We start from the raw sequence: 23,597 nt of genomic DNA, 5'->3' as shown, positions 1-23,597 counted from the left end.
TCCTCTACTGCTTCTGCTCGGTGCCGGCCGGTGGTGCCTGGTACCAGGACGGGTTGATGCTCGCACGGTACGCACCGGTCAGGTAAACCGACTGGATCGACTTCTCGAAGATCTTGAAGGGTAGCTGGATCCAGAAGTCCGCGAAGCCCTGGCGATGGAAGAGCCGGCTTCCGCCGCCCAGCACCACCACGTTCTTCACCAGAGCGGTGGAGGCCGAGGTGGTCAGCGCCGCGGTGGCGTTGATGCCGCCGTCCAGGAAGGCGTCCGCGCCGCTGAGCTTGACCGTGGCGCCGTTGGCGTCGCTCACACCCCACACGGCGGCGTTCATGGCGCCGTTGACCCAGCCCGAGATCACGCTGGTGCCCGCGCTGAAGGCGAAGTCGTAGATGCCGCCGCGCCAGCGGGTGGGCGTCTCGTTCCCGGCCCACTCGTTGGTCCAGGTCTTGTCGTGGTTGAACGGCCGGCGCTGCGGGTGCTTGCCGCCGTCGACGTTGGCCAGGGTCGTCTTGAGGTTGCCGAGGTTCCGGAGCCCGGGAATCCGGTTCTCGTGCACCGCGATGCCGAGACCGGTCTTGACGCCCGAGGACACGGCGGCGTTGGCGAACGCCTTCAGCACGTCGTCCCCGTTGAACTTCTTGTGCTGGGCGGCGTCGACGATCGCGTTCACCACCAGGTTGGCGGCGAACTCCAGGACGAACTCCTGGCCGAACTCCACGGCGGCCTTGTAGGCCACGGTCCGCCAGTACGGTTCGTACCGGGCCTCGCGCAGCGCCGCACCAGCGCCGTCGGGGACCACCGTGCCGGACCACGGCATGCGCTGCGCCTCACGGACCCGGCGCCCCCAGCCGCGGATCTCGGTCAGCGCCCCGCGGTAGTCGTACTCGTTGCCGACCAGTCTCATCTGGTCGAACGGGCCCCGGCGCTCCCAGACCAGACCGCTGTCGGTGCGCTGGGCGACGAGCGCGCCGTCGGCGTCGTAGCGGTTCCACTGGCCGCGCCAGGCGTCGGTCTCCAGGTAGCCGCTGACGGTGCCGTCGGCGTCCCTCACGGCCTTGCGCTCGCGGACGACGGACTCGTGGTCGAACTCCTTCCAGACCGAGTGCGGGGTCGCTGCCGCCGGGTCGTACTCGCGCACCCGCAGCGGGCCGCCGAGGCCCACGGGGACCTCGCGGAGCCTGACGGTGGCGCCTTGGGTGCCGGGCAGCGGCCGCAGCTCGTCACGGAAGTGCCGCGCGCCGCGCGACCACTGGTCCTGCCACGACGTGCCGCTCCACCAGCTGCGCACCTGCCGGCCGGGCCCGGGGTCGATCGCGCGCCCGGTGCGGTCGTACGCGGCCGTCAGCCAGCGGTTGTCGTCGGCCGGGTCCCGCCAGGCCTGCACGTAGCGGCCCTTGTCGAGCATGCGGCGCTCGCGGACCAGCCGGCCGCCCGCGTCGCGGTCGCGGAAGGAGTCGTCCCAGGACAGCTTCGGGTCGCTGGAGCCGCGGAAGAACGTGCGGGTGCCGGAGGCGCCGAGCGGGGTGCCCTCGGCGTCCACCTCGCGCCACGTCCACCTCGCGGAGTCCGTCTTCCCCACACCCTCGATGAAGCTGTTCAGGGTGCCGTCGGGGTTCGGCTGCCGCATCCCGGTCAGGTTGCCGTGCGCGTCACGGGTGACCCACGTGCCGTGGCCGGGGGCGGCGTCCACGGCCCGCGGGGTGGTGTACTCGCGCACCACCCCGCCGGGGAGGCCCTCGCGGACAACCTGGACGCCCGCGGCGTCGCTGAACTCGTCCCGCCACAGCAGGCCCGTGGCCGCCGGGTCCTGCGGCACGCGGTAACCCCGCAACTGCCCGGCCTCCCACGGCTGGTGCCCCGCGGCCGCGGGTGCGTGGCCGGGACGTCCGGCGTGGTCGCCGACCTTTAGGGTCGTGCCGTCGTGCAGCTTGGTCGTCAGGCGCGCGAAGCGGCCGTCCGCGGTCAGGTCGAGGACTCCGCCGTCGAGGCCGACGTAGCGCACGCCCGAGGTGACCTCACCGGTCGCGGTGCCGATCGGCCGCTTCTGCCAGGTGAACAGCTGGTGGGCGTTGTCGCCCAGCACATGGGCGTACCCGCCCTCCGCGTTCCGCGCACCAGGCAGCCACGCCTTGCGGACCCAGACGGGCGGCCGCTGCTCGCGCCACCGCTCGGTGACCAGCAGGTGGCCGTCGACGACCTCGGCCCTGCCGACCTCCTTGCCGTGCGGGGACTGGCGCTGCCAGGTCCCGTCGGTCCGCCACCCGCCGGGCGCGGCGGCGTCCTGCACGATCTTGTGCTCCTCGTACTGCCCCGCGTGCTCCGGCAGCCGGCCCATGCCCCACTTGCGCTGCACGACGGTCCGCCCGTCGTCGGCGAGGTCGGTCCAGCCGGAGTCGAACCGGTCCGGGGTGCGCGGGCCCTCGGCGAGCTCCTTGCCGGCGCCGTCGAAGCGGTGCCAGCGCAGGTCGCCGTTCCGGTTCCGCAGCGCCAGCGTGTGGCCCGTGCCGTTGGTGTGCTTCTGCAGACCGGCCTGGTACTCGTGGACGACGTCGCCGCGTCCGTCGAGGTCGCGCCAGCCGGTGCCCGCCGTGTCGTACTCACGGATCCCCGAGCCGGAGAGGGCGGCCTCGTCGCCCCAGCGCGCCCAGCTCGTACGGGGGTTGGTACGGCCGAACGCGATGGTGTCGGTGCGGCGGAAGGAGTCGAGGAGCCCGCCGCCGGGCAGCACCCGGCGTTCGAAGACGGGAACCGGAGCCCCCGTCGCGCTGAGCAGCACCACCCTGCCGTTCGCGACGCCCGTCAGATCCGCCGTGCCGTGGTGGAAGACGCCCCGGGGGGCGCCGTCGGGGCCCCCGGTGCGGGCCCACGTGCCGCTCCGGTGGTCCAGGACGTACTGGTACGGGGCCGTCCTGCCCTTGTCGAGGACGTTGAAGCCCTGTCGGACGACAACGCCGTCCGGGTCCAGCTCCAGGAACTCCCCGCGGCGCGGGCCGCCGGGCAGCGTGCACTCGATCCGCACGCCGCCCGCCGGCTGCGTGGTGGCGTCCCAGTGCCGGATGGTGTTGCCCGCGGGGTCCTCCAGCCAGTGCGCGCCGTTCGGCTCGTCCGCGCTGGGCGCCCGCGTGACGAGGACGCGCCCGCCCGCCTCGTCCGGCAGCGGGGTGCCGTGGGCGGTCAGGGCGTCGGCCGCGTCGTGGCGGGCGAAGGAACCGTGTGCCGCGGTGACCTGCCGGCCGCCGCCGGGCAGCGGGGTGACCTCCTGGACCAGTTCCCCGGTCGTGCCGTGGAACACCTGGTGGCCGTTGCCGGGCCGGGCGATCTCGATGTGGCCGTTCCCGTGGACCGTGACGGCCCGCTGGGCGTCGGGCGCGAACGCGTCGTCCAGCCAGCGCTGTCCCCCGCCCGCGGCGCGGTCCAGGTGGCCCGCCGGTACGCCGCCGCGGCCGGTCAGGCGCAGGCCGTCGCCGGTGATGGCGCCGTCGGGGGCGAACGTCCGGTAGCCGGTGGCGTGGGTCACGCGGAAACCGCCGTTGCCCGGCAGTGCCTGGACGCCCTCGGGCAGGGCGGCGCCCGTGGCGTCGGTGAGCCGGTGGCCGTTCGCCGCGTCCGGGACGACGAAGCGGTCGCCGCGCGTACCGGCCACCGGGTCGGCGAGTGCCGTCCCGGTCTCGACGTGCCGGCCCTGGTCGTCGTGGAGCACGGACCGGCCCGTGGTGTCGTCGAACGTACGGAGCCGGCCACCGCCGACGTCCGTCACGCGCTCGGTGAGCGGCCGGCCCAGGCCGTCCGTGAGACGCAGCCCGCCGGCGCCGTCCGCGACCGCGACCCTGGCCCCGCGGACCCCGTCCGCCGGGTCCGCGAGGGCGGTCCCGGCGTCCTGCCGGCGGCCGTCCGGGGTGTATCGGGACGTCGCGCCGGTCCCGTCGTCGATGATCCGGAAACCGGCGTCCCCGGGAAGGACGGTGACGTCGCCGCGCTGCGGGACGCCGTGGGCGTTCGTCAGCGTGTGGGTGCCCGCACCGTCGCGGGCCAGGAACAGGTCACCGCGTCCGCCGTCCGCGCCGGTGAGCGACAGCCCGGTCTCCTGGAGCCGTCCGGCCCCGTCGTGGCGTACGGACGCACCACTGACGTCGTCCGTGATCCGGAAACCGGCGCCGTCCTCCAGGGGGGTCACCATGCGGGGCACGTCGCGCCCCTGGACGTCGGTGACGCGGGTGGTGCCGTCCTCACGCACCAGCACCAGGTCTCCCTCGGCCGGCGTCCCGTCCGCCCCGCGCAGCCGCAGGCCTCCGTCGACGGGGTGGCCGCCGGTGCGGTGACGCGTGGTCTCGCCGGTACGGGTGTCGGTGACGCGGACCGTCCCGTCCTCCAGCGGTTCCGCGAGGTGGTGCTCGGCGTCCGGGCCGGTGAGGCGGGTCGCCGCGGGGCGGCCGTGGCCGTTGAGATCGGTGTGCAGCCGCAGGCCGTTCGGGTCCCCGGCGGCGTTCCTGAGCGGCACCTCCTGGGCGGTCCTGATGCCTGACTCGTTGTACCGGACGACCGTGTCCGACGCGGTGTGCCGCACGTCGAACCCGCCGTCACGGAAGACGACCGTCCGGCCCTCGTCGGGCTCGAGCCCGCGACCGAGGACGCGGTGGGTCACGCTGCCGTCGTCGGCCGCGGTGCGCTCGATGACCAGTCCGTTGGCGCCCTCGACGCCGGAGTCGCTCAACTCGACGCGGGTGACGCTCCCTCCGGTGCCCTCGGGCAGGTCGCTCAGCTTCCCGGCGCCGGGGGTCGCGCCGCGCCCGACGGCGGCCTCCTCATGGACGTCCCGGATCCGGGTCTCGACCTGGTGCGGGTCGATCCCCTGCTCCCGCAGGCCGTCGATCGCGGACGTGACCCGGTCGCGGGCCGCCAGTGTGTCGGAGCGCAGCAGTTCCTCGATCGTGCTGATCCCCTGCGACGTGCTCGCCTCCCCGTGCGGCAGGGCGTCCTCCGCGGTGCCCAGGTCCTGCCGGGCCCGGGTCAGATCGGCCCAGCCCTCGCGGCGCGGATCGCCCTCGCGGCCGAGGAGTTCCTCCACCCGGCGGTAGTCCTCGGCCCAGGGCACGTCGTCGGCGCCGCGTCCCGCGGCGGCCGGGGCGGGGGCCGGCGCTGCCGGAACGTCGCTCCCCGCGAGCAGGCGCAGGGCGCCGGCCTGACGTTCGGTGCCGGTGAGCGCGTCCTGGAGCCGCACGCGGGTCGCCTGCGTGAGGTCGTCGCCCGCCAGGACGGCACGGACGCGGGTCGCCAGGTCGTCCAGGGCGGCCACGCCGCCGCCGTGGCCCGTACCGAACGCGGCGCGCTCCTGCAGCAACCGGTAGGCGCCGCTCTCGGCCCGCGCCTGGACCAGCGTGCGCTCGACGCCGACGGCACCCGGTGCGCCACGGTGGGCGGTGAGGAAGTCGTCTGCGGCCGCGGTCAGTTCGTCGAGCGCCGTGATCCGCCCGGCGAGGTCCGTTCCCTGCACGTCGTACAGCTCGGCCAGCCGACGTTCGACGGCGTCGATCGCCGTACCGGAGCCGGACGTCCGCGCCTTGAAGACGGCCGGGTCGAGCAGGTCGAGTTCGGCCGCGCCGCTGCCGCCGGGCGCGATCACGTCGTCCGAGGCGGCGGGGAGGTGCGGCACGTGGACGTGGTCGTGGCTCGCGACCTGGCCGTGGATGAGGTCCAGGTAACGCGGGCGCAGCCCGCCCTGCGACAGGCCCTCCGGGGCGGCGTTGTGGTAGTTGCCCATGAGACTGCCGTCGACCTCGGGCCGGTGCCCCGCCGTGGTGTCCCGGTATTCGTCCCGCAGACCCAGCTGATGACCCAACTCGTGCGCCAGATCCTGCTCCGTCGCATCGATCCGCCACTGATGCTGGTTCATCGCACCACGCGAACCACCCACGTTCACCGTGAGGTGCGCGTCGGACGCGTTCCCGGTGACCCGCTCCAACGTGACGTGCAGAACGCTTTCATCGCGCAACACCGCACCCGGACGGTTGAAGACCCGCTCCACACCCGACACCGCACGGTCCCACAACGCGTCCACCTCGGACGGCGACAACCCCTCCGCCGCCAACCGCACCCGCACCGTCAGATCCGTGACCGAGTGGTCGCCCAACTCGAACCGACGGACGTCATAACCAGCGCGGACCTCGTACCGCGGTGCATGAGCGCCCCCACCCCGCGGCGTCGACACCGGATCCACCCACGAATGCTTCACCGTGTTCGGCGCCACCGCACCACGCGCAGCGTCCCACTCAGCATCCAGCGTCAGATCCACCCGCCCCGCACCCGGAACCGCACCGTGGAAGAAGTCGTCCACCACACCGGCCGGTCCGTCCACCGCCCGCGCCGAGACACCAGCGGACTTGTCCTGCACCGGGAACGACTTGTCGCCCCGGAACTCCACCGTTATGACCTCGGAGGAGGAGGCATGGACGACGGCACGCTCCACGTCCCGCTGGAACAGGGCGACGGTGTCCGGCAGTTCGCCCGGCGGGAAACGGTTGTCGAGCGCCTTGATCAGGCTCTCCCTCGTGATGCCGAGCTCGTCCGCCAGGTTCTGGAGGTGACCGGCCCTGTTGTCCCAACCTGCCTTGGCGTTGCCCGGCCCCACATGGATCGAGTTGTCCGCCGTCAGAGCGGAGGGTCCGTGCTTGTCGATCAGGTCCTGCGCGGCCTTCGAGCGCGCGGTGAGATGGAAGTCCGACGCGTTGAGCGTGACCGACGTCCCGTCGAGCCTCCCGCTCGGGGTGACCATCACATTGAGGTGGACGGCCACCTGGACCGCCTTGTCCCCCTCGGTGACCGTCATCAGCACGGGCCGCGAGATGAGGTTCGTGCTCCCCGTGTCGCGGACCTTTCCGAACTCGAAGCCGGCGAGGGTGCGCCGGGAGCCGTCGACCGTGCCCGAACTCGTGATGCTGTCCAGGATCCGGACGGCGTCAGGGGTCAGCCGCCCGCCCGTACCGGCACCCGCGTGGGCGGCCGTGGACGTACTCGCACTCGGGGCGGACGGGGAGACGGACCGCGGCAGGGGGGCGATCCCGTCGACCGCGTCGACGCCGACGTGCGGCACGTGGACGTGGTCGTGACTGACCACCTGGCCGTGGATGAGGTCCAGGTAGCGGGGGCGCAGCCCGCCCTGCGACAGGCCCTCCGGGGCGGCGTTGTGGTAGTTGCCCATCAGACTGCCGTCGACCTCGGGCCGGTGCCCGGCCGTGGTGTCCCGGTACTCGTCCCGCAGACCCAGCTGATGGCCCAGCTCGTGCGCCAGATCCTGCTCGGTAGCGTCGATCCGCCACTGATGCTGGTTCATCGCACCACGCGAACCACCCACGTTCACGGTCAGATGCGCGTCGGAGGCATTCCCCGTGACCCGCTCCAACGTGACGTGCAGAACGCTCTCATCGCGCAGCACCGCACCCGGACGGTTGAAGACCCGCTCCACACCCGACACCGCACGGTCCCACAACGCGTCCACCTCAGACGGCGACAACCCGTCCGCCGCCAACCGCACCCGCACCGTCAGATCCGTGACCGAGCGGTCGCCCAACTCGAACCGACGCACGTCGTAACCCGCACGCACCTCGTACCGCGGTGCATGAGCGCCCCCACCCCGCGGCGTCGACACCGGATCCACCCACGAATGCTTCACCGTGTTCGGCGCCACCGCACCACGCGCAGCATCCCAACCCGCATCCAGCGTCAGATCCACCCGCCCCGCACCCGGAACCGCACCGTGCAGGACGTCGCCCGCCCCACCGGACAGGCCGGTGACGGCGGGGGCCGACACGCCCCCGGAGTCCCCCCGGACGGGGAACGACTTGTCACCCTGGAAGTGGACCCGCACGTCCTCCGCGCCGGAGCCGTGGACGACGGCACGCTCCACGTCGTCCTGGAAGCGGTGGATCGTCTCGACCAGTCCGCTCGGCGGGAACCGGTTGTCGAGTGCCTCGATGAGCTTCTGTTCCGAGACGCCGAGGGACTGCGCGAGGTTCCTGGTGTTGCCCGGCCTGCTGTTCCAGCCGGTCTTGGCGTTGCTCGGCCCCACGTGGATGGACTTCGACGCGGTGTCGCTGGACGGGCCGTGCAGGTCGATCAGGTTCTGGTCGGTGTGCGGTCTTGCGGTGAGGTGGAACTTGCTCCCGGTGATCGTGACTTCCGTGGTGTTCGCGAGCTTCCCGCCCGTCACCGTCACGTCGGCCTCGTTGCCCGAGCTGAGCATCACGTTCAGGTGGACGGCCACGTCCGCTTCCGTCCCGCCGTCCTTGACGGTGACCACGACCGGCCGTGACACGAGGTTCTTGCCGTCGTTGCTGCGGGTGCCCGCGCCGAACTCGAAGCCGCCGAGGGTGCGGCGTTCGTCGCCGTTGCGGCCGCCCGTGCCGACGACGACGTTCAGGATCTGGTCGTCGGTCAGTTTCGCGGTGCCCCCCGAGGCGGCCGGTGCCGCAGGGGAGACGAACGAGGCGTCGCTGGACCGCTCGACGCGCGCGGCCGTGTCCGTGAAGAGGTCCGCCCTGGGCACGCCGCCCTCGTCGAGGAGCGAGGCCGCCAAGCGGAGGTCCGCGTAGTTCTCGTGCAGTTCGTCGGCCGCGGAGCCGGGCTTGCCGCCGCCGGGGGCCGGAGGCGTGTCGGGGGTGCCCGGGTGGCCGCTCGCCGGGCCGGGCCCGTGCGCCGTCGAGGGCCCGGGAGCTCCGGTGCCGCCCGGGTGGGTGCCGCCGGCGGCAGGCGGTGCCGGGGGCGCGGGGTGCACTCCGGAGCCGGAGGCCGCGCCGGGACGCGCGTTGTGGACCTCGACCGTGAAGGACAGCCCCTTGTCCTTGGCGAACTGCTCGAGCTGCAGCTTCCGCGCCTGGAGCGCCGGGTCGAAACCGTCGTCCACGAGCACGACGCGATCCAGGTCGTCCCACTTCACGCCGCCGTGGAGCTGGGCCTCGAAGTACCTGCCCAGCCGGCGTTCCAGCGTTCCGGCGTCGCGGAAGCCGCGGAACGCGTCGTCGAACTGGAAGTCGGTCGCCTCGGCGAAGGCCAGCCGCACCAGGGGCTCGGGACCGTGGTTGAGCAGCGGCAGCATGTTGCCCCGGCCGGTGACGCTGCGGGCACCCTCGACGCCCTCGATGAAGCTGTCGGCGGGGGTGAACGTGGCCCGTTCCATCAGGTTGGGCTTGAGGTGGAAGACCGCCTGCCCGTACATCTTCACACCGCCGGGCCGGTACTTGGAGGTGAGGGCCGCGTAGTTGGGGAGGTCCGTGAGGTCGGCCGCGGTCGGGGCGAAGGACTTGCCGCCCTGGCCCGGGTAGATCCCGGAGGCGTCCGTCGTCCGCTTCACGGAGGCCGGCAGGCCGAGGGCCTCCTCCGTGTTGCCGCGGGTGACGTAGTACCCGGCGCCGGCGTTGTCGATCTCCCATGCGTTGCGGAGCAGTTGCTGGTCGGCGGTCATCGCGTCCAGCAGCGTCCCGCCGCCCGGCACCTGGTTGCCGAGCTTGAGGTTCACCGTGAGCGAGAGCTCGTCCTGAAGGTGCCGGTGGACCTTGGCGATGAGCTCACCGGCGTCCGCCCCGTCGAGCCGGTAGCCCTTCGCCCAGTCCCAGTCGCCGCCGCGCAGCTTGGTGGTCAGGGCGTCCGTGTCCGCCGCGAGCGTGCGCAGCGCCCGCCGCTCGGCCATCACGATCGCCGAGAGCTGCGGCATGCTCAGGTCGCGCAGTTCCGTGCGGCCCTCCAGGGCGTGGAACAGCGCGACGTTCTCCAGGAACGACTCCTGCTGCTGCGTCAGCACACGTGTCAGGTCGTCGTTGTGCTCCGCGCCGGCCAGGCCCTTGGTCAGCACGTCCTGGTGCGCCTTGAGGTCGCCCTCGTACGCCTCCTTGCCGTTGCCCTTGGGCCGGCCGTAGGCGGACTGCGGGTCGTCCAGCCAGTGGGCCACCGTCAGGTCCTGGCCGCTGGGCACGAGGGCGTGGCTGAGCTTGCCGCCCTCCAGCGGCGTCACGACGTGGGTCGCCGACGGGACGTGGTCGACGGACTGCACGACGCCCTCGGGCGCCGGCGGGACCGCGTCGCCGCGGCCCTTGAGGTGCAGCAGCGAGCGCAGGCCCTCCGGCAGGCGCGGCGCTCCGCCGCCGAGACCGTGGCCGGCGTAGGACTGCACCTCGGGGAGCGGCGCTCCGCCGGTGAGCTCGTCCCAGTGGGCCTCCGCCTGGGTCAGCGCGGCTTCGGCCTGCCGGACCTGTTCCCACGACTCGAGGTAGCGGACGCCGTCGACCTCGGCGGAGGTGCCGGCGCCGTCGACGTAGCGTGTCTGCAGGTCGTCGCGGATCGCGCGGGCGTTGATCAGGTCGCGGCGGGCGTCGGTGATGGCCGCCGCCGCGTCGATCTCCGACAGGTCGTCCCCGAAGTCCCCGCGGACGCCGTCGTGGTCCGGCCGGGCGCCGGAGGAGCCGGCGATGTCGGCCGGCGCCTTGCCCTTGCCCTTGTCCACGGCCGGGGTGTGCGGTTCCGCGCCGGTGCCGACGTGGACGTCGCCGCCGGCGCCGGGGTGGACGGGTGACGGGGGACCGGAGGGCAGGTCGTCGAGCGAGTGCCGGAACAGGCCCATGTCCTGCAGCATGTCGTCGATCTCGGCGAACATGTGCTGCACGTCGGAGGCGTACTGCACCGGGGACTGCGGCGGCAGGTGTCCCGCGGAGTCGCCCGCGCCCGAACCGCCCGCGGACGACCCGCCGGGGCTCGGCGCCGGCTCCGGCACGCTGTCCACGGAGCCCCGGCCGGCCCCCGGGAGGGAGTCGCCGGTGACGGACCCGGTCACCGAAGGGCCCGGCAGGTCGGACAGCCCCGGGCGGAGCGTGCCGTACGCCTCGCCCAGCTGCCGCGACAGCAGGCGTCCCGCGTCCTCGCCGGAGGTGAGGATCGTGTGGGTGATCATCTTCTCGAACTGGTCGAGGATCAGCAGGCGTTCCTTCTGCGGAGCCGTCGCCAGATTGCCGTCGATCAGGGGGCGCTGGTGGTCGAAGAGCACGAAGTGCTTCGCCTGGTCGGTGGCGCCCTCGAACCGGACATGGTCGCTGAGCCGCCAGTCCTCCACCTCGCCGAAGGCGTTCTGGTACCTGATGGTGTCGTCGGCGGTCAGCTTGGCCACGGGCGACGTGCCGTCGGCCCAGTGCCAGGCGCCGTCACGGCGCAGCATGGTGTCGACCAGGCGGTACGGGGCCGCCACCCACAGGTCCGCCACGGACTTCCCGAGCGCGGCGGAGACGAAGCCCTCGGCGAACCGGACGCAGTTGTAGCGGAACAGGTCGTACACGGCGCCGGAGTTGGCCATCGCGTAGCGGTACGCCTCGAACAGCTGCTCCGCGGTGATCCGGTAGGTGCCCAGCACACGGACGTGCCCGGAGAGGAGGTACTCGGCGTCGTTGACGATGGCGCCCGGGTTGCCGAAGAGGTTCCCGTCCTCGGGGTAGAAGCCGATCGTGAGCGGCTTGCGCTCGCCCGGCAGCATAACGGAGACCATGGCGTGGCCCACGTCGTCGGAGAACTCGCGCCAGGTCCGGCCTCCGGGGCTGGCCACGAGGGCCACCTCGATGTCCGCCGCGGGGTTGTCAAGGGCCCGTTCGATGTGCTGCCGCAGCGGGCGGATGAGGTCCACGAACTCCGAGAAGCCGTCCAGGTCCTCGGTGCCGTGCTCCCCGACCGGGGACCCGGGGACCGAGTCGTCGTCGAAGTCGAAGCGCGAACCCAGCGGTGCCCCGGTGTCGTCCGGGAGCACGTCGTCGAGCCCGTCGAGCAGGCCGCTCGCCGGCCGCGGCGGCCTCGGCGGGGCCGGCGGGGCGTGGTGCCCGCCCGGGGTGGGCGCGTCGTGCGTGTGGTCGCCGTCCCTGACGCCGCCGGGGAGGTGCCCGCGTTCCGGGCCGGCGAGGTGGACGGCGAGCTGGTCGGCCTGGGCGCGGATGTCGACCTTGGTGAAGGCGGCGCCGCGGAGGTCCTCCAGCACCTGGCGGGCGGCGGTGACGGCCTCCACCGTGACCGTGCCCGACCCCATCTTGCCCAGTTTCAGGTTGACCTCGTGGAGCAGGTCAGCCTCGCGGGAGAGCACGTGACCGCCGCCCGACGCCGAGGGCCGGACCGGTACCGGGTCCTGACGCAGCGGCACCGCGACGTTCCCGTCGCCGGTGACGGCCACCTTGTCGTGCGTGCCCGGGGCGACGACGACGTCGTCGGTGCTCTTCGCGGGCGCGCCGGCGAAGGCGTGGCCCGCGTCGGTGTCCACGGTCCTCCCGGCTCCGGGTGCGCCGGCGAAGGCGGGCCCGTCGACCGGCCGGGCGCCCCGGCCGTCGTCGAGGAGGTCGAAGGCGGAGCGGGCCGCGTCCTTGGGCGCGATCCCGTGCACGCCGGCCTTGGGCGCACCGGGAGCGGGAGCGCCGTGCGCGGAGGGGCCGGGCACGGTGTCGGTGACCACGGAACCGGGGCGGCCGCCGCCGGCCGGGCGCACGATCTCGTCGAGGGTCAGATGGGCCTGGTTCGCGCGGGCGGCGCCGGCGACGTTGTCGTCGAGCGAGGACCCGAAGTGCGTGGGCACCGGGTTGTTGGGCGTCCCCTTGGAGCCGCCGGCCAGCACGTCGAACGCGGACCCCCCGGCGCTGGTGCCGCTCTGGTGCCCGGGGACCCCGGTGAGGGGGCCGTGGGCGCCGGTCGTTCCGCCCGGGGCGGTCAGCAGGTCGTGCACCCCGGCACCGCTCGGTGGCGCCTGGACGCCGGTCAGCGCGGTGTGCGCGGCGCCCGTCCCGGCGCCCGGGGCACCGGGGGCGGCGAGCAGGTCGTGGACCGCCGTGGTGCCCGGGGCGGGGGCGGGCACGCCGGTGAGGGCGGTGTGCAGGGCGTTGGTCCCGCCGGGCGGTGCCGTCAGCACGCCGATCGTGCCCTGGGAGAGCAGGCTGCCGTTGCCGTGCGCGGCGAGAGCGGTGATGTCCACGCCTTCGTGCACGGCCGGGGTTCCCGCCGAGCCCGGCACGTACAGGCCGGAGGAGTGCGTCACGTGGCCGCCCGGGGCCGCCGCGCTCACGCCGAGTCCCTCGCTCATCTGACCGGGCGTCACGCCGAAGGCGTCGATCTTCATCCCGCTCAGCTGCGTACCGGCGATGTCGACCACGTCGTCCATGTGCCGGACGGCCCGGAAGCCCGCCGTCGAACCGTCGACCAGCGAGGTCGCCCCGTGCACCGAGACCGGGTTGAGCGTGCCGACCCGCAGCCCGCTCAGGTCGACGGTGTCGATCGGCGCCACGGAGAAGGAGGCGGGGCGGATGGACGTGTGGGTGTCGGCGAAGTTGCCGAAGCGTACGTCCGCCAGGTCCACCCGGGCCACGTTGATGTCGGCGTGCGCGACGTCGAAGTGCGGGGTGGCGCCGTGCGGGCCGATCGGGACGGCGCTCGCGGTGTGCGCCGCCGTGCCGCCCACCGGCAGGTCCCAGACGCCCCGGCCCATGACGCCGCGGTCCCAGAAGCCCATGCGCAGGGCGCCCTTCAGCCCGTACTCCGCGATGTCGGTGTGCGTCACGGGCAGGAGCAGGCGCGTCCACTTGCCGCCGGCCATCTGGCTGCTCCAGGTCTCCTGCGCGAAGAGCTGGAAGTTCTTCCACGCGCCCGGGGCGCCGGCCCGTACCGCCGTCGTCCAGCCGCGCACCACCACGGGGATGGAGCGGACGCCCTGGATGACGACGAGCCCGTTCTTGACGATCACCGACCCGCCGAGCGCGGGCAGGTTGTGGAAGTTCTGCATGACCCACAGGCCGCCCTGGCGCACCCAGGTGAGGCTCATCCGCGCGACGTCCCGGAGGCCCGTGAAGACGGTGGCGAACCGGAACCCGCTGATGATGTCCCGCAGGGACAGGATGCTGCCGCGGCCCCACTGGATGCCGGCGGTGACACCGCCCTTGATGAGCTTGCCGATGCTGAAGATCGGCAGCGCCTTGGTGGTGGGGGCGATGATGCCGAGCCCGGCGAGGAACAGGTCGAGGAAGCCGATGTCCCCGCGGGCGAAGTCGATGGCCGCCTTGACGAACAGCGTCATGTTGACGCCGAAGGCGAGCAGGGCGATCGGACCGCCGAAGATCAGCGCCGGCACGATGAGGATGATCGCCAGGATCTGGAACATCTCCCAGAAGACCTGGCAGTCCGAGATCGGCAGCCGGATGTCGGAGGCCTTGTTGATCACGCCGGCGACGGTGCTGCCGTGCTCACCGAGTTCCGCACCCGCGCTCTCGGCTGTGTGCCGGTGCACCTCCAGCTGCGGGTCGTCCTGCGGCAGGCCGCGGGCGGCCGACAGGGCGCCGTCGGCCTTGCCCTGGGCCTCCTCGACCCAGTTCGCCCAGTCGCCCAGGGTGCGGGAGACCTCCTCGAAGGAGTTGGCCACGTCGTTGATGTGGTTGCGCAGCCGGTCGTCGATCTTGCCGCGCAGGGCGTCCGCGGTCTGCCCGGCGAAGACGCTGCTGTCGGCGGTGTTCATCACCTGGTCGATGGCCGTCGCGATGAACCTCGCCTGCGAACCGATCGTGGACAGGTCCGTGACCAGCTGACGGATCTGGACCGGGTCCCCGGGGGTCGGGTCCCCGTGCAGACCGACCACGTTCCAGTCGCTCGGGCGAGGCATGTGGGGGATCCCTCCCAGTTCGGAGCGGAGGAGCCCGGCGGAGCTCTCCACGTGGACCACGCGCGAGGCTCACGCGTGGTTCATGTGACCTGCGTCAAACCTGCGCGCGGCGGTGAACCGGCGGGGGGCGTGGTGCGTGGTCGAGGTGACCGGATTCTCCAAGGACCGTCCGGAGGTCCCCCGTGCCCGAGATCAAAATCGACTACGACGTCCTCAACGACGCCAAGCAGCGCCTGGAAGCCCTGGCGGGCGAGATCGACCCGCTCATCAAGAAGGGCATCTTCGGACGGCTGAGCTCGGGCTACGGCGAGGCGCAGGCGGTCCTCGGCCATGAGGCCGTGGCCACCGCGATGTCCACCTTCCACACCAACGCCACGAGCACGATGGGGCGCGCGGACAAGGGCATCAAGGAGCTCGCCGCGGCCTTCGGTTCCGTGGGCGAGGCGTTCCGGGAGTTCGACTCCGAGCTGGGCGCCCAGGTCGGTGTGATGAGCGCCAACCTGCACGTGCAGAACTGGAAGCAGCAGAAGGCCCAGTGGGAGTACAAGCAGCAGCACCTGAAGGAGTGCGAGGGGCCCGGCGAGCTGCCGGACTTCTGCTCCGCCACGGACCCCGGTGACACCCCGCCCGACTTCCACCTGGACACCAACCGCGGTCACATCGACTCGCACGTGGAGGTCGACGCGGACGGCAAGGTCACCAAGGAGGTGACCACCGTCGAGTACGACGGCAAGAAGTACACCTCCACCACCAACTACAACGGCGACAGCTACACGACGGACACCACGTACCCGGACGGCAGCACCGCCCACACGGTGGCCAACATCAACGGCGACGGCAGCGGCACCATGACCGTCACCAACAGCGACGGCGGCCACACCGAGTACACGCGCGGCCCCAAGGGCTCCGACGGCAAGTCCCCGGAGTGGACGTACTCCGGCGGCGACAAGCCCGGCGGGGACCCCGACGACCCGAAGAACCCCAACAACCCGGACACTCATCCGCAGAACCCGGGTACCCACGGCGGAACCAACCCCAAGATCGCCTGATCGGGAGCACCCCCCCACAGGCTCATCAGAACAGAAAGGCGATGCAATGCCTGCGATTCACATCGTTCCCGAGGACGTCCGGCAGCGGGCGGCGGCGCACGCGTCCACCTGCACCGAGTGGATGGCCCGGCTCGAGGGCCTGAAGGGCCAGGTCGAGAGCATGCTCAACGACGAGCTGGTGCTGCCCCAGGCCAGCGGGGCCATCCGTGACGCCTACCAGCAGTTCACCGGCAGCCTCACCCAGGCCATCCACGGCCTGGAGAACTTCGGCGAGGCGTTCACCTCGATCGCCAAGGGCGCCGAGGACTTCGACACCCAGGTCGCGAGCAACTTCAAGAAGTAGCGGCCGCACGCGAAGGGCCGGGCGGGACATCGTTCCCCGCCCGGCCCTTCGTCGTGTCCGGGGCCCGTGCCGTGGTCCGCACCGCAGCGCGGACCACGGCGCGGGGATCACTCCGTGCGGAGCGAGGTCAGCGGCACCTGCAGCGCCATCACCTCGCTGCCCCGTCCGGCGGTCCAGCCGCGGCCCGCGTGGGGTGCCACCCGTGTGACGGCGTGCGGGAGCCGCACGCCGATCAGGTCTCCCTCGGTGATGCTCTTCGGCCCCAGCAGCAGACCGCGGCGGGCCTTGCGGGCACTGGACATCCAGCCGCTCATGCCGCCCTGGACGCCGTCGGCCGTCGCGGCGTAGACGAGACCGAGGCCCTGGTCGCGGCCGGACACCGTGATCTCCTTGAGGAGTTTGTCGGCGCCGGACATCGCCAGCAGGTCGGCGTCGTCGACCATCACCACCCGCGGTCCGGGCAGTTCGGCGAGCGCCGAGCGCACCGCCTCCTCGGTCGGCTCGCTGTCGGTGATCACCCGCACGGTGGTGTGCCGGCTGAGCCCCCGCAGCGGGGACTCACGCGGGGTGAGGACGACCAGTGAGGTGCCGCCGGCGAGCAGCGAGACCGCCAGCGAGGCCAGGGTGTTGCTGCGTCCGGAACCGGTGGGGCCGATGACGCCGAACACCGCGGACGCGCCGGCGAGGTCCACGCCGACCGGTTCGCCCTCGTCGCCGCCGATGCCGAGCAGACCCCACAGGGGACGCCGCTGCTCGGCGGGCACCTTGTCGTAGACGTCGGCGAACTCCGCCGACCGCGGCAGCGAGGCCACCGCGAAGGGGCGCCGCGCCTGCGGCACCCGCGCGTCGCGCTTGAGCGCGGCGGCACCGATCTTGCGGAGCGCCTCGACCTGCTCGGTGCCGCCGCCCGCCGCGAGCAGCGCGACCTGGGTCTCGGTACCGGTCAGCACGTGCCAGCCGCGGCCGGGCGGGATGTCCGCCGGCAGCTTGCCGGGCTTCATGCCGACGGCCTGGACGTCGGAGCGGTCGCCGGGCCGCAGCAGCAGCCGGTGGTCGTTGTGGGCCGCCATTCGGCCGCCCAGCAGGGCGCGTTCCGAGGTGCCGACGAAGTGGATGCCCGCTCCGGCGCCCTCGCGGACCAGGCGGACCATGTCCTGGTACATGTGGCTGTACTCGTGCTCGTCGAGCATGGCCGACAGGGCGTCCCAGCCGTCGACCAGCAGCAGGATGTGCGCGGGGCGCTCGGCCTTCGGCAGCACCTTGCGCAGTTCGCCGATGCCGGTGGCGTTGTGCTGCTGGGCCAGTTCCTGGCGGTTGACCAGCTCCTGGTTGAGGCGGCGCAGCAGGCGCTCCAGCCGTTCGGTGTCGTGCCGGGGGACGACGGCACCGCAGTGCGGGAGCGTCGTGAGCGCGGCCAGGCCGCCGCCCGCCGCGTCGATGCCGTAGAAGTGCACGTCGGCGCTGCTGTGGTGGCGGGCGGCGGAGCCGGCCAGGGTGCGCAGCACCTGGGTGCGGCCGGACCTGGGCGCGCCGACGACGTACAGGTGGCCGAAGCTGCTGAGGTCGGCGGCGGCGACGTGGCGCTGCTGCAGCTGCGGCACGTCCTCCAGGGCGTAGGGGATGAGCAGCCGTCCCTCGCGGACGGGGTTCATCGCGTCGAGGTCGTCGAGCAGGACCTTGCGCTCCAGCGCGGGCAGCCACGGGCTGGGCTGCGGGACGTAGTCCTCGAGCCGGTCCACCGCCCCGCGGATCTCGTCGACCAGGACCTGGAGGTCGGTGGGCGCGGGCGCCTGGGCGCTCTGGGTGAACACGACTTCGGACGCGGCCGGCGCCGCGGCCCGCCCGAGGGCGTCCCAGGACAGTTCCGCCGCCACGACGGGCTTGCGGGCGCCGCTGTCGGCCTCGGTCTCCTCGTCGGTCCTCGGCCGCGGCCGTTCGGCGCCCACCCAGGCGGTCTGGAAGGGCTCCGCGGACTTCGGGCCGCGCCGCACCAGGGCGCGGCCCGGGGTGCCGGCGGAGATGTCGACGGCGTCCGTGACGTCGATGACGTCCTGGCTCTCGGACTGGTCGGTGACGCGCAGCGCGATCCGCAGGTTGGTGTTGGCCCGGATGTCGGCGGTCACCACACCGGCGGGCCGCTGGGTGGCCAGGACGAGGTGGATGCCGAGCGACCGGCCGCGCTGGGCGATGCTGATGAGGCCCGGCACGAAGTCGGGTACCTCGCGCACCAGGGTGGCGAACTCGTCGATGACCAGCAGGAGCCGGGGAAGCGGCGCGAGCGTGGGGTCGGCGGCGCGCTTGGCCTGGTACTCGGGGAGGTCCTTGGAGTTGGCCGCGGCGAGGACGTGCTCCCGGCGCATCAGCTCGGCGCCCAGCGACTCCAGGGCCCGTTCGACGAGGTGGGCGTCGAGGTCGGTGACCATGCCGAGGGTGTGCGGGAGCTGCGCGCACTCCTTGAAGGCGCTGCCGCCCTTGTAGTCGACGAGGACGAAGGTCAGTTCGTCGGGCCGGTTGGCGGCGGCGAGGGAGGCGACGAAGGTCTGCAGCAGTTCGGACTTGCCGGAGCCGGTGGTCCCGGCGACGAGGCCGTGCGGACCGTCCTGGACGAGGTCGAGGGAGAACGGGCCCTCGAAGCCGCTGCCGAGCACGAAGGAGGTGGTGGAGGGCCGGGCCCGCCAGCCCGCCAGGAGCGTGTCGGCGCTGGGCGGTTCCTGGTTCAGCAGGTCGAGCAGCTTCACGCGCTGCGGCAGTCCCGCGTCGTGCTCGGGGCTGACGTCGCGGACCGGCGCCACCGCGCGGGCGACCTGCTCGCACCACTCGGGCGTGACCTGGTCGGCGCGGACCGCCGGGACGTCGGGCGTGCCGGGACGCTTGACGGTGAGCCGGCCGGCCTCGGCGAGCACCACTCCGGTGCTCTCCTCGGGCAGCAGCCGCTCCTGCTCGTCGAGGCAGACGCTGAAGACGCGCGTCGCCGGGCCCTCGGTGAGGACCTGGACCATGCCGGGCACGTCGCGCAGCCGCCGGGCGCCGTCGGCGATCACCAGGATGTCGGGGCCGACGACGGCCGCGTTGCGGTCGTGGCTCGTGGCCCGCTTGCGGACCTGGATCTGCGCGACCAGCTCCGAGACCCGGGCCGCGGTCGACTCGGGGTCGTTGCCGATGAGGACGAGCGGGCCGCCGGCCGCCGCGGGCCGCACGTGCGGGAGCCAGCGCACCCAGGCCCAGTCGTCGGCGCGTCCCGGTTCGGTGAGCAGCACGATCCGCAGGTCGCGGGGGCTGTGCAGCACCGCTGCCTGCACGGCCATCCAGCGGGCGAGCGGCTGCACCTGCGCCGCCGGTCCCGCCACGCCGACCACTCCGTGGCCGCTGAGGTCCACCGCGATGGGGGCGTCGGGGATGTTCCAGCGGATGGTGCGGTGGTTCTCGTCGCGGGCGGGGTCCTCGAGTTCGCGCAGCGAGGGCTGGTCGGCGGTGCCCAGCCGCAGGACGAGGTGGTCGGGGTCGTGGCGGCGCCGCTCCCACAGCCGGCTGCCCGGCCCGGTGGCCATCAGGGCGACGGCGGCGGGGTCGGGGCCGGTGACGTGGCGCACCCGGCGCTCGCGGGCGACGGCCTCGCGCACCCCGTCCTCGACCGCGACGCGCCGCCGGTTGTACTGGCGGTCCGCCTCCTCGTAGTCCTTGCGGGCGGTGCGGCGGCCCGTGACCCAGTTGGAGAGCATCATCATCGGGCCGAGCGCGATGAAGACGACGAAGTAGTACGACTTGAAGATGGCGACCATGAAGAAGCCCATGATCACCGGGGCGATCATCATGGCCGCGGGGAAGGGGCGCTTGCCCGGGGCCGAGGGCGGCGAAGGCAGCCGGACCCGCTCGCCGTCCAGGTGCGGGGCGATGCGCGGCGGGCGGTTGTAGTCGATGCCGAAGCCGTCCGCGGACGGGGTGACGGCGGCGTCCGCCTCGACCGGCGCGCTCATCCGCAGCAGGACGGAACCCGCGGTCAGGTCCTCGCCGGGCGGCCAGGGCACCGGCTGTCCCGGGGCGGCGGTCCGCTCGGTGGTGACCCCCTGCGGGCGGGTCCGGCGCAGCGCGGTGACGGCGTCGTCCGGCGGGGGCGCGGGGACCCGGCCGCGCACCTCGTCGCCGGGCGCGGTACGGGTGCGGTGCCAGTGCGCCGAGCCGTCGGCACCCACCGTCACCCACAGCCCGCCCTCGGGGACGCCGTAGCCTTCGAGGCGGATCGCGCACAGCGGTCCCGAACCGATCTCGTGGCTGCCGAAGCCGAGCAGCCAGGTGCGCCCGGCCTGCGGTCCGGAGACCACGTGGACCTCGGCGAGCACCGGCCCGGCGTCGGTCTCCGCGCCGACCCGCACCCGGTCGGGGTCCGTTCCGGCGGCGCCGAGGCCCAGGACGCCGCCTTCGCGCAGTCCGGCCGAGGCGACGGGCGCGTCCGGGTCGAGCCGGCGGCCGTCGAGGTAGAGGTCGCGGGCGCGCGTCCCGTCCACGGCCTCAGCGAGGTCCGCGACGGTGGTGCGCGGCGGCAGCCCTACGAGGTGGTCGCGGCGCGCACCGTCCGCGCCGTCGACGGTGGTGATGGTGAGGTTCACGGTCTTCCCAGTTCGGGCGTCACGAGGACGAGGAGCGTGCGGTGGCTGCGGAGACGCCCGCCGGTCCGAATGCGGCCGGCTCGGCGAGGTCGTCCTCGTCGCCGGGTTCCGCGGCGGCGGCGGTGGCGGGGGCCGTGGCGGGTTCGGGGCGGGGGGCGGTCGCGGAGACCGCCATGGCCGCGGACGGGAGCCCGGACTCGACGAGGTCGTCGTCGGCGGACAGGGTGTGGAGCGCCTTCGGCGGGTTGGGGCCGGCGCCCTCGTCGTCCCCGGGCACCGGCGGCAGGGCGTGCACCAGCCGGGCCACGGCGCGGGCCAGGGGCAGCGCGTCGACCGTGAGGGCGGGCGGGCCGCCGTGCAGGCGAAGGTGCCCGTCGCGGTCCGCCTCCAGGATCAGGGTGCTGTGGTGGGCCACGCCGAGGGTGAGCAGGCGCACGCCGGCCGGCCGGTTGCGGTCCGGCGCCTCGGCGCTCACGGCGTAGGCGGTGCCGGGCCGTTCGAAGACGTCGTCGGGCCCGTCGTGCCGGGGGTGCACCCCGGCGCCGACCACGACGCGGCCGGCGGGCAGGCGGGCGTCGAGCTGGGCGGCGAGGGCCTGGAGCACGGCGCGGGCGGTGCGCCGTTCACCGGTGACGGAGACCGCCGGGGGAACGGCCGTCAGGTCGAGCAGCACCGCGTCGGTGCCGGCCCTGCCGAGGCAGACCAGGACGGGGGCCTCGCGGCGCCCGGTCTCCGGTGCGGTGCCGAGGTCGGCGCGGCCGATCCACCACAGGCGCGGTTCGGCGGCGTCGCGGGCCCACGGTTCGGGCAGGACGCCCTCCCCGCCGTGGCCGTGGGCGACGTACACGCCGATGACGTCGGTGCCCAGGAGCGCCGCGTACGGCCGGGCGCCGGGGCGTTGGGCGGCGGCGCGGCGCAGCGCGGTCGCGGCGTCCGCCCACCCGGAGGGGTCGCGGAGCAGGCGGCCGAGCACCCGCAGGCCGCGGCGGTGCCGCAGCTGGGTGCGGACGGGTGTGGCGAAGGCGCGGGCGGCCGTCGTCAGTTCGCGGACGACGCGACGGCGCAGCGCGCCCCAGCCGCCCTTGCGGCGGACGATCCAGTGCGCCAGGACGACGACGAGGATCAGCAGGCCGACGAGTCCGATGAGCCGGGTCCAGCCGGTGGGGACGTTCACGCGGCCACTCCGTCCACGCCGCGGCGGGCGAGTTCGGCCCGCAGGGCCCGCACGCCGTGGTGGGTGCGGGACTTGACGGTGCCGCGCGGCACACCCATGTCGGCGGCGGCGTCGGCTCCGCTCTGGTCCATGACGTGGACGCGGACGACGGCCTCGCGGTGGGCCGGCGGGAGGGCGCTCAGCGCGGCGAGCAGCACGGAACGGTCCTCGACGAGGCCGGCGTGGTCCCCGGAGTGCTCGAGCGCGGTGCCCGCGAAGTCGGCGGCGGTGATGCCGACGGGCACGGCGCGGTCGCGGCGGCGGTGGTCGACCACGAGGTTGCGGGCGACCCGGAACAGCCACATGCGGACCGGCCGCTCGTGCACGTCCAGCCGTCCGGCGCGCTGCAGGGCGCGCAGCAGGGTCTCCTGCAGCACGTCCTCCGCGGCGTGCACGTCACGGCCCATGAGGCCGGTGACGAACCTCCGCAGGCTGTCCCGCTCGGCGATGATCAGGCTGGCGACAGCTCTGCGTTCGTCGGCGCCGCCGGTGTCGTGCCCGGCGAGGACGTCCGCCCCGCCTTCACGACAGTCGGACTCGTTCACACACATGGCGTAAAGATTAAGCTGCTGAACGAGATGCTCTGACCACAGTGTTGGCGCATATTCGATCATTCGCTGTCACACTTGGTGAAATCTTAAACTATTGTTCACCCTGCCGAAAGCAACGGGCGGACGCGCCCCCTACGCTTCCGCGCAGATTCCCGAGCCGACAGGAGACCACGTGCCTCCCCATCCCGATCCACGGGACCCCGAGGTTCTCGACGGGGCCGAGCCCCGTTTCGCGGACACCTTCGCCCGACGCCCCTCCCTGCCGCACCGGCGGCTGCTGCCGGACCGGCGGGCGTGGAGTGTGCTGGCGACCACGTCGGCCGTCATCGGCTGCGCGGTGCTGGTCGTGCCGCTGATGGCACGCATCGACCTGCTGCCCGACAAGGGCGGCAAGGGTGACCCGGTGGCGGTGGCCGAGCCCAGCACGTTGCAGAGCGGCGTCCTGCCGGCGTCGCCCGGCACGAACGGCACCAAGGCCTCGCCCGCCGCGGGCGGCAACGTCCCGCCGGCCTCCGGGTCGCAGGGCGGCCCGAACGGCGGCGGTTCGGCGGGCGGCACCGGCACCGGCGGCGGCGGTCTGCCGCCCGTGGGCGACGCCCCGGGCACCACCGGTGGCGGCGGAAGCGCCGGTGGCGGCGGGACCGGCGGCGGTGGCGGTTCGGCCACCGGCGGCTCCGGCAGCTCCGGGGGCTCCGGCGGTTCGTCCGGCTCCGGGTCGGGTTCGTCGGCGGGCAACCCGACGCCCTCCAAGACGCAGCAGACGGCCACCGTGCCCGGCGTGCGGATCCGCAGCGTGCAGAGCGGGCGCTGCGTCGCGGTCAGCGGCGCCAAGAACAGCACCGGGCGTGACGGCGCCCGGCTGCAGATCCAGGACTGCGACGGCGGCGCCTGGCAGAAGTGGGACTTCCGCTCCGACGGGACCGTCCGCGCCTTCGGCATGTGCATGGACCTGGCCGGCGCCTCGTTCACGGACGGCGCGGTCATCCAGCTGGCCCGCTGCAACGGCGGCTGGGCCCAGCAGTTCAGGCTGAACGGCTCGAACGACCTGACCAACAAGAACAAGTGCGTCGACGTGCTCGACAAGGGCACCTCCGCCGGCACCCCGCTCCAGTTGTGGACGTGCTACGGGACGCCGAACCAGAAGTGGGCCAAGGCCTGACGGTCCTCGTGTGATGCCGTCCCCGCCCCTC

7 protein-coding genes are annotated in these 23,597 nt (G+C 73.5%); 3 read left to right on the top strand and 4 right to left on the bottom strand.

Features of this window, described 5'->3' with window-relative positions:
* Nucleotides 1-4 precede the first annotated feature (4 nt).
* Nucleotides 5-14,647: a hypothetical protein gene (locus ACFZAU_RS38235; protein WP_500556032.1), complete on the bottom strand. Its 14,643-nt coding sequence runs from the start codon at nt 14,645-14,647 to the stop codon at nt 5-7.
* Between the two features lie 182 nt (nt 14,648-14,829).
* On the opposite strand from ACFZAU_RS38235, the gene ACFZAU_RS38230 reads away from it, so the two are divergent.
* Together ACFZAU_RS38230 and ACFZAU_RS38225 are read left to right on the top strand one after the other, a co-directional pair.
* Nucleotides 14,830-15,696 (top strand): lipocalin/fatty acid-binding family protein, encoded by an 867-nt coding sequence (locus tag ACFZAU_RS38230; protein WP_500556031.1) that lies wholly within the window; start codon nt 14,830-14,832, stop codon nt 15,694-15,696.
* A 46-nt stretch (nt 15,697-15,742) separates the two neighbouring features.
* Nucleotides 15,743-16,039, top strand: a complete 297-nt coding sequence (locus ACFZAU_RS38225; RefSeq protein ID WP_354801257.1) for a hypothetical protein — start codon at nt 15,743-15,745, stop codon at nt 16,037-16,039.
* A gap of 107 nt (nt 16,040-16,146) precedes the next feature.
* Here ACFZAU_RS38225 and ACFZAU_RS38220 read toward each other — a convergent pair whose 3' ends face one another.
* Genes ACFZAU_RS38220 through ACFZAU_RS38210 form a run of 3 tightly spaced genes read right to left on the bottom strand, consistent with a single transcriptional unit; the run spans nt 16,147 to nt 22,407 of the window.
* Complete coding sequence (locus tag ACFZAU_RS38220) at nt 16,147-20,643, bottom strand: FtsK/SpoIIIE domain-containing protein (protein WP_500556030.1); 4,497 nt, start codon at nt 20,641-20,643, stop codon at nt 16,147-16,149.
* A 19-nt stretch (nt 20,644-20,662) separates the two neighbouring features.
* Nucleotides 20,663-21,817 carry a hypothetical protein gene (locus ACFZAU_RS38215; protein ID WP_500556029.1) on the bottom strand — a complete coding sequence of 385 codons (1,155 nt, stop codon included), beginning with the start codon at nt 21,815-21,817 and terminating at the stop codon, nt 20,663-20,665.
* Entirely contained in the window at nt 21,814-22,407 is a 594-nt protein-coding gene (locus tag ACFZAU_RS38210) for a sigma-70 family RNA polymerase sigma factor (protein ID WP_499610039.1), read from the bottom strand. The genes ACFZAU_RS38215 and ACFZAU_RS38210 overlap by 4 nt, the downstream gene beginning before the upstream one ends.
* Nucleotides 22,408-22,579: 172 nt before the next feature.
* Here ACFZAU_RS38210 and ACFZAU_RS38205 point away from each other — a divergent pair, with 172 nt between their 5' ends.
* Entirely contained in the window at nt 22,580-23,566 is a 987-nt protein-coding gene (locus ACFZAU_RS38205; RefSeq protein ID WP_500556028.1) for a ricin-type beta-trefoil lectin domain protein, read from the top strand.
* The last annotated feature ends 31 nt before the right edge of the window (nt 23,567-23,597 follow it).

The sequence above is a fragment of the Streptomyces sp. NPDC008238 genome, assembly GCF_042956445.1.
Lineage (GTDB): Bacteria > Actinomycetota > Actinomycetes > Streptomycetales > Streptomycetaceae > Actinacidiphila.
This window is presented reverse-complemented; position numbering and strand designations above follow the sequence as displayed.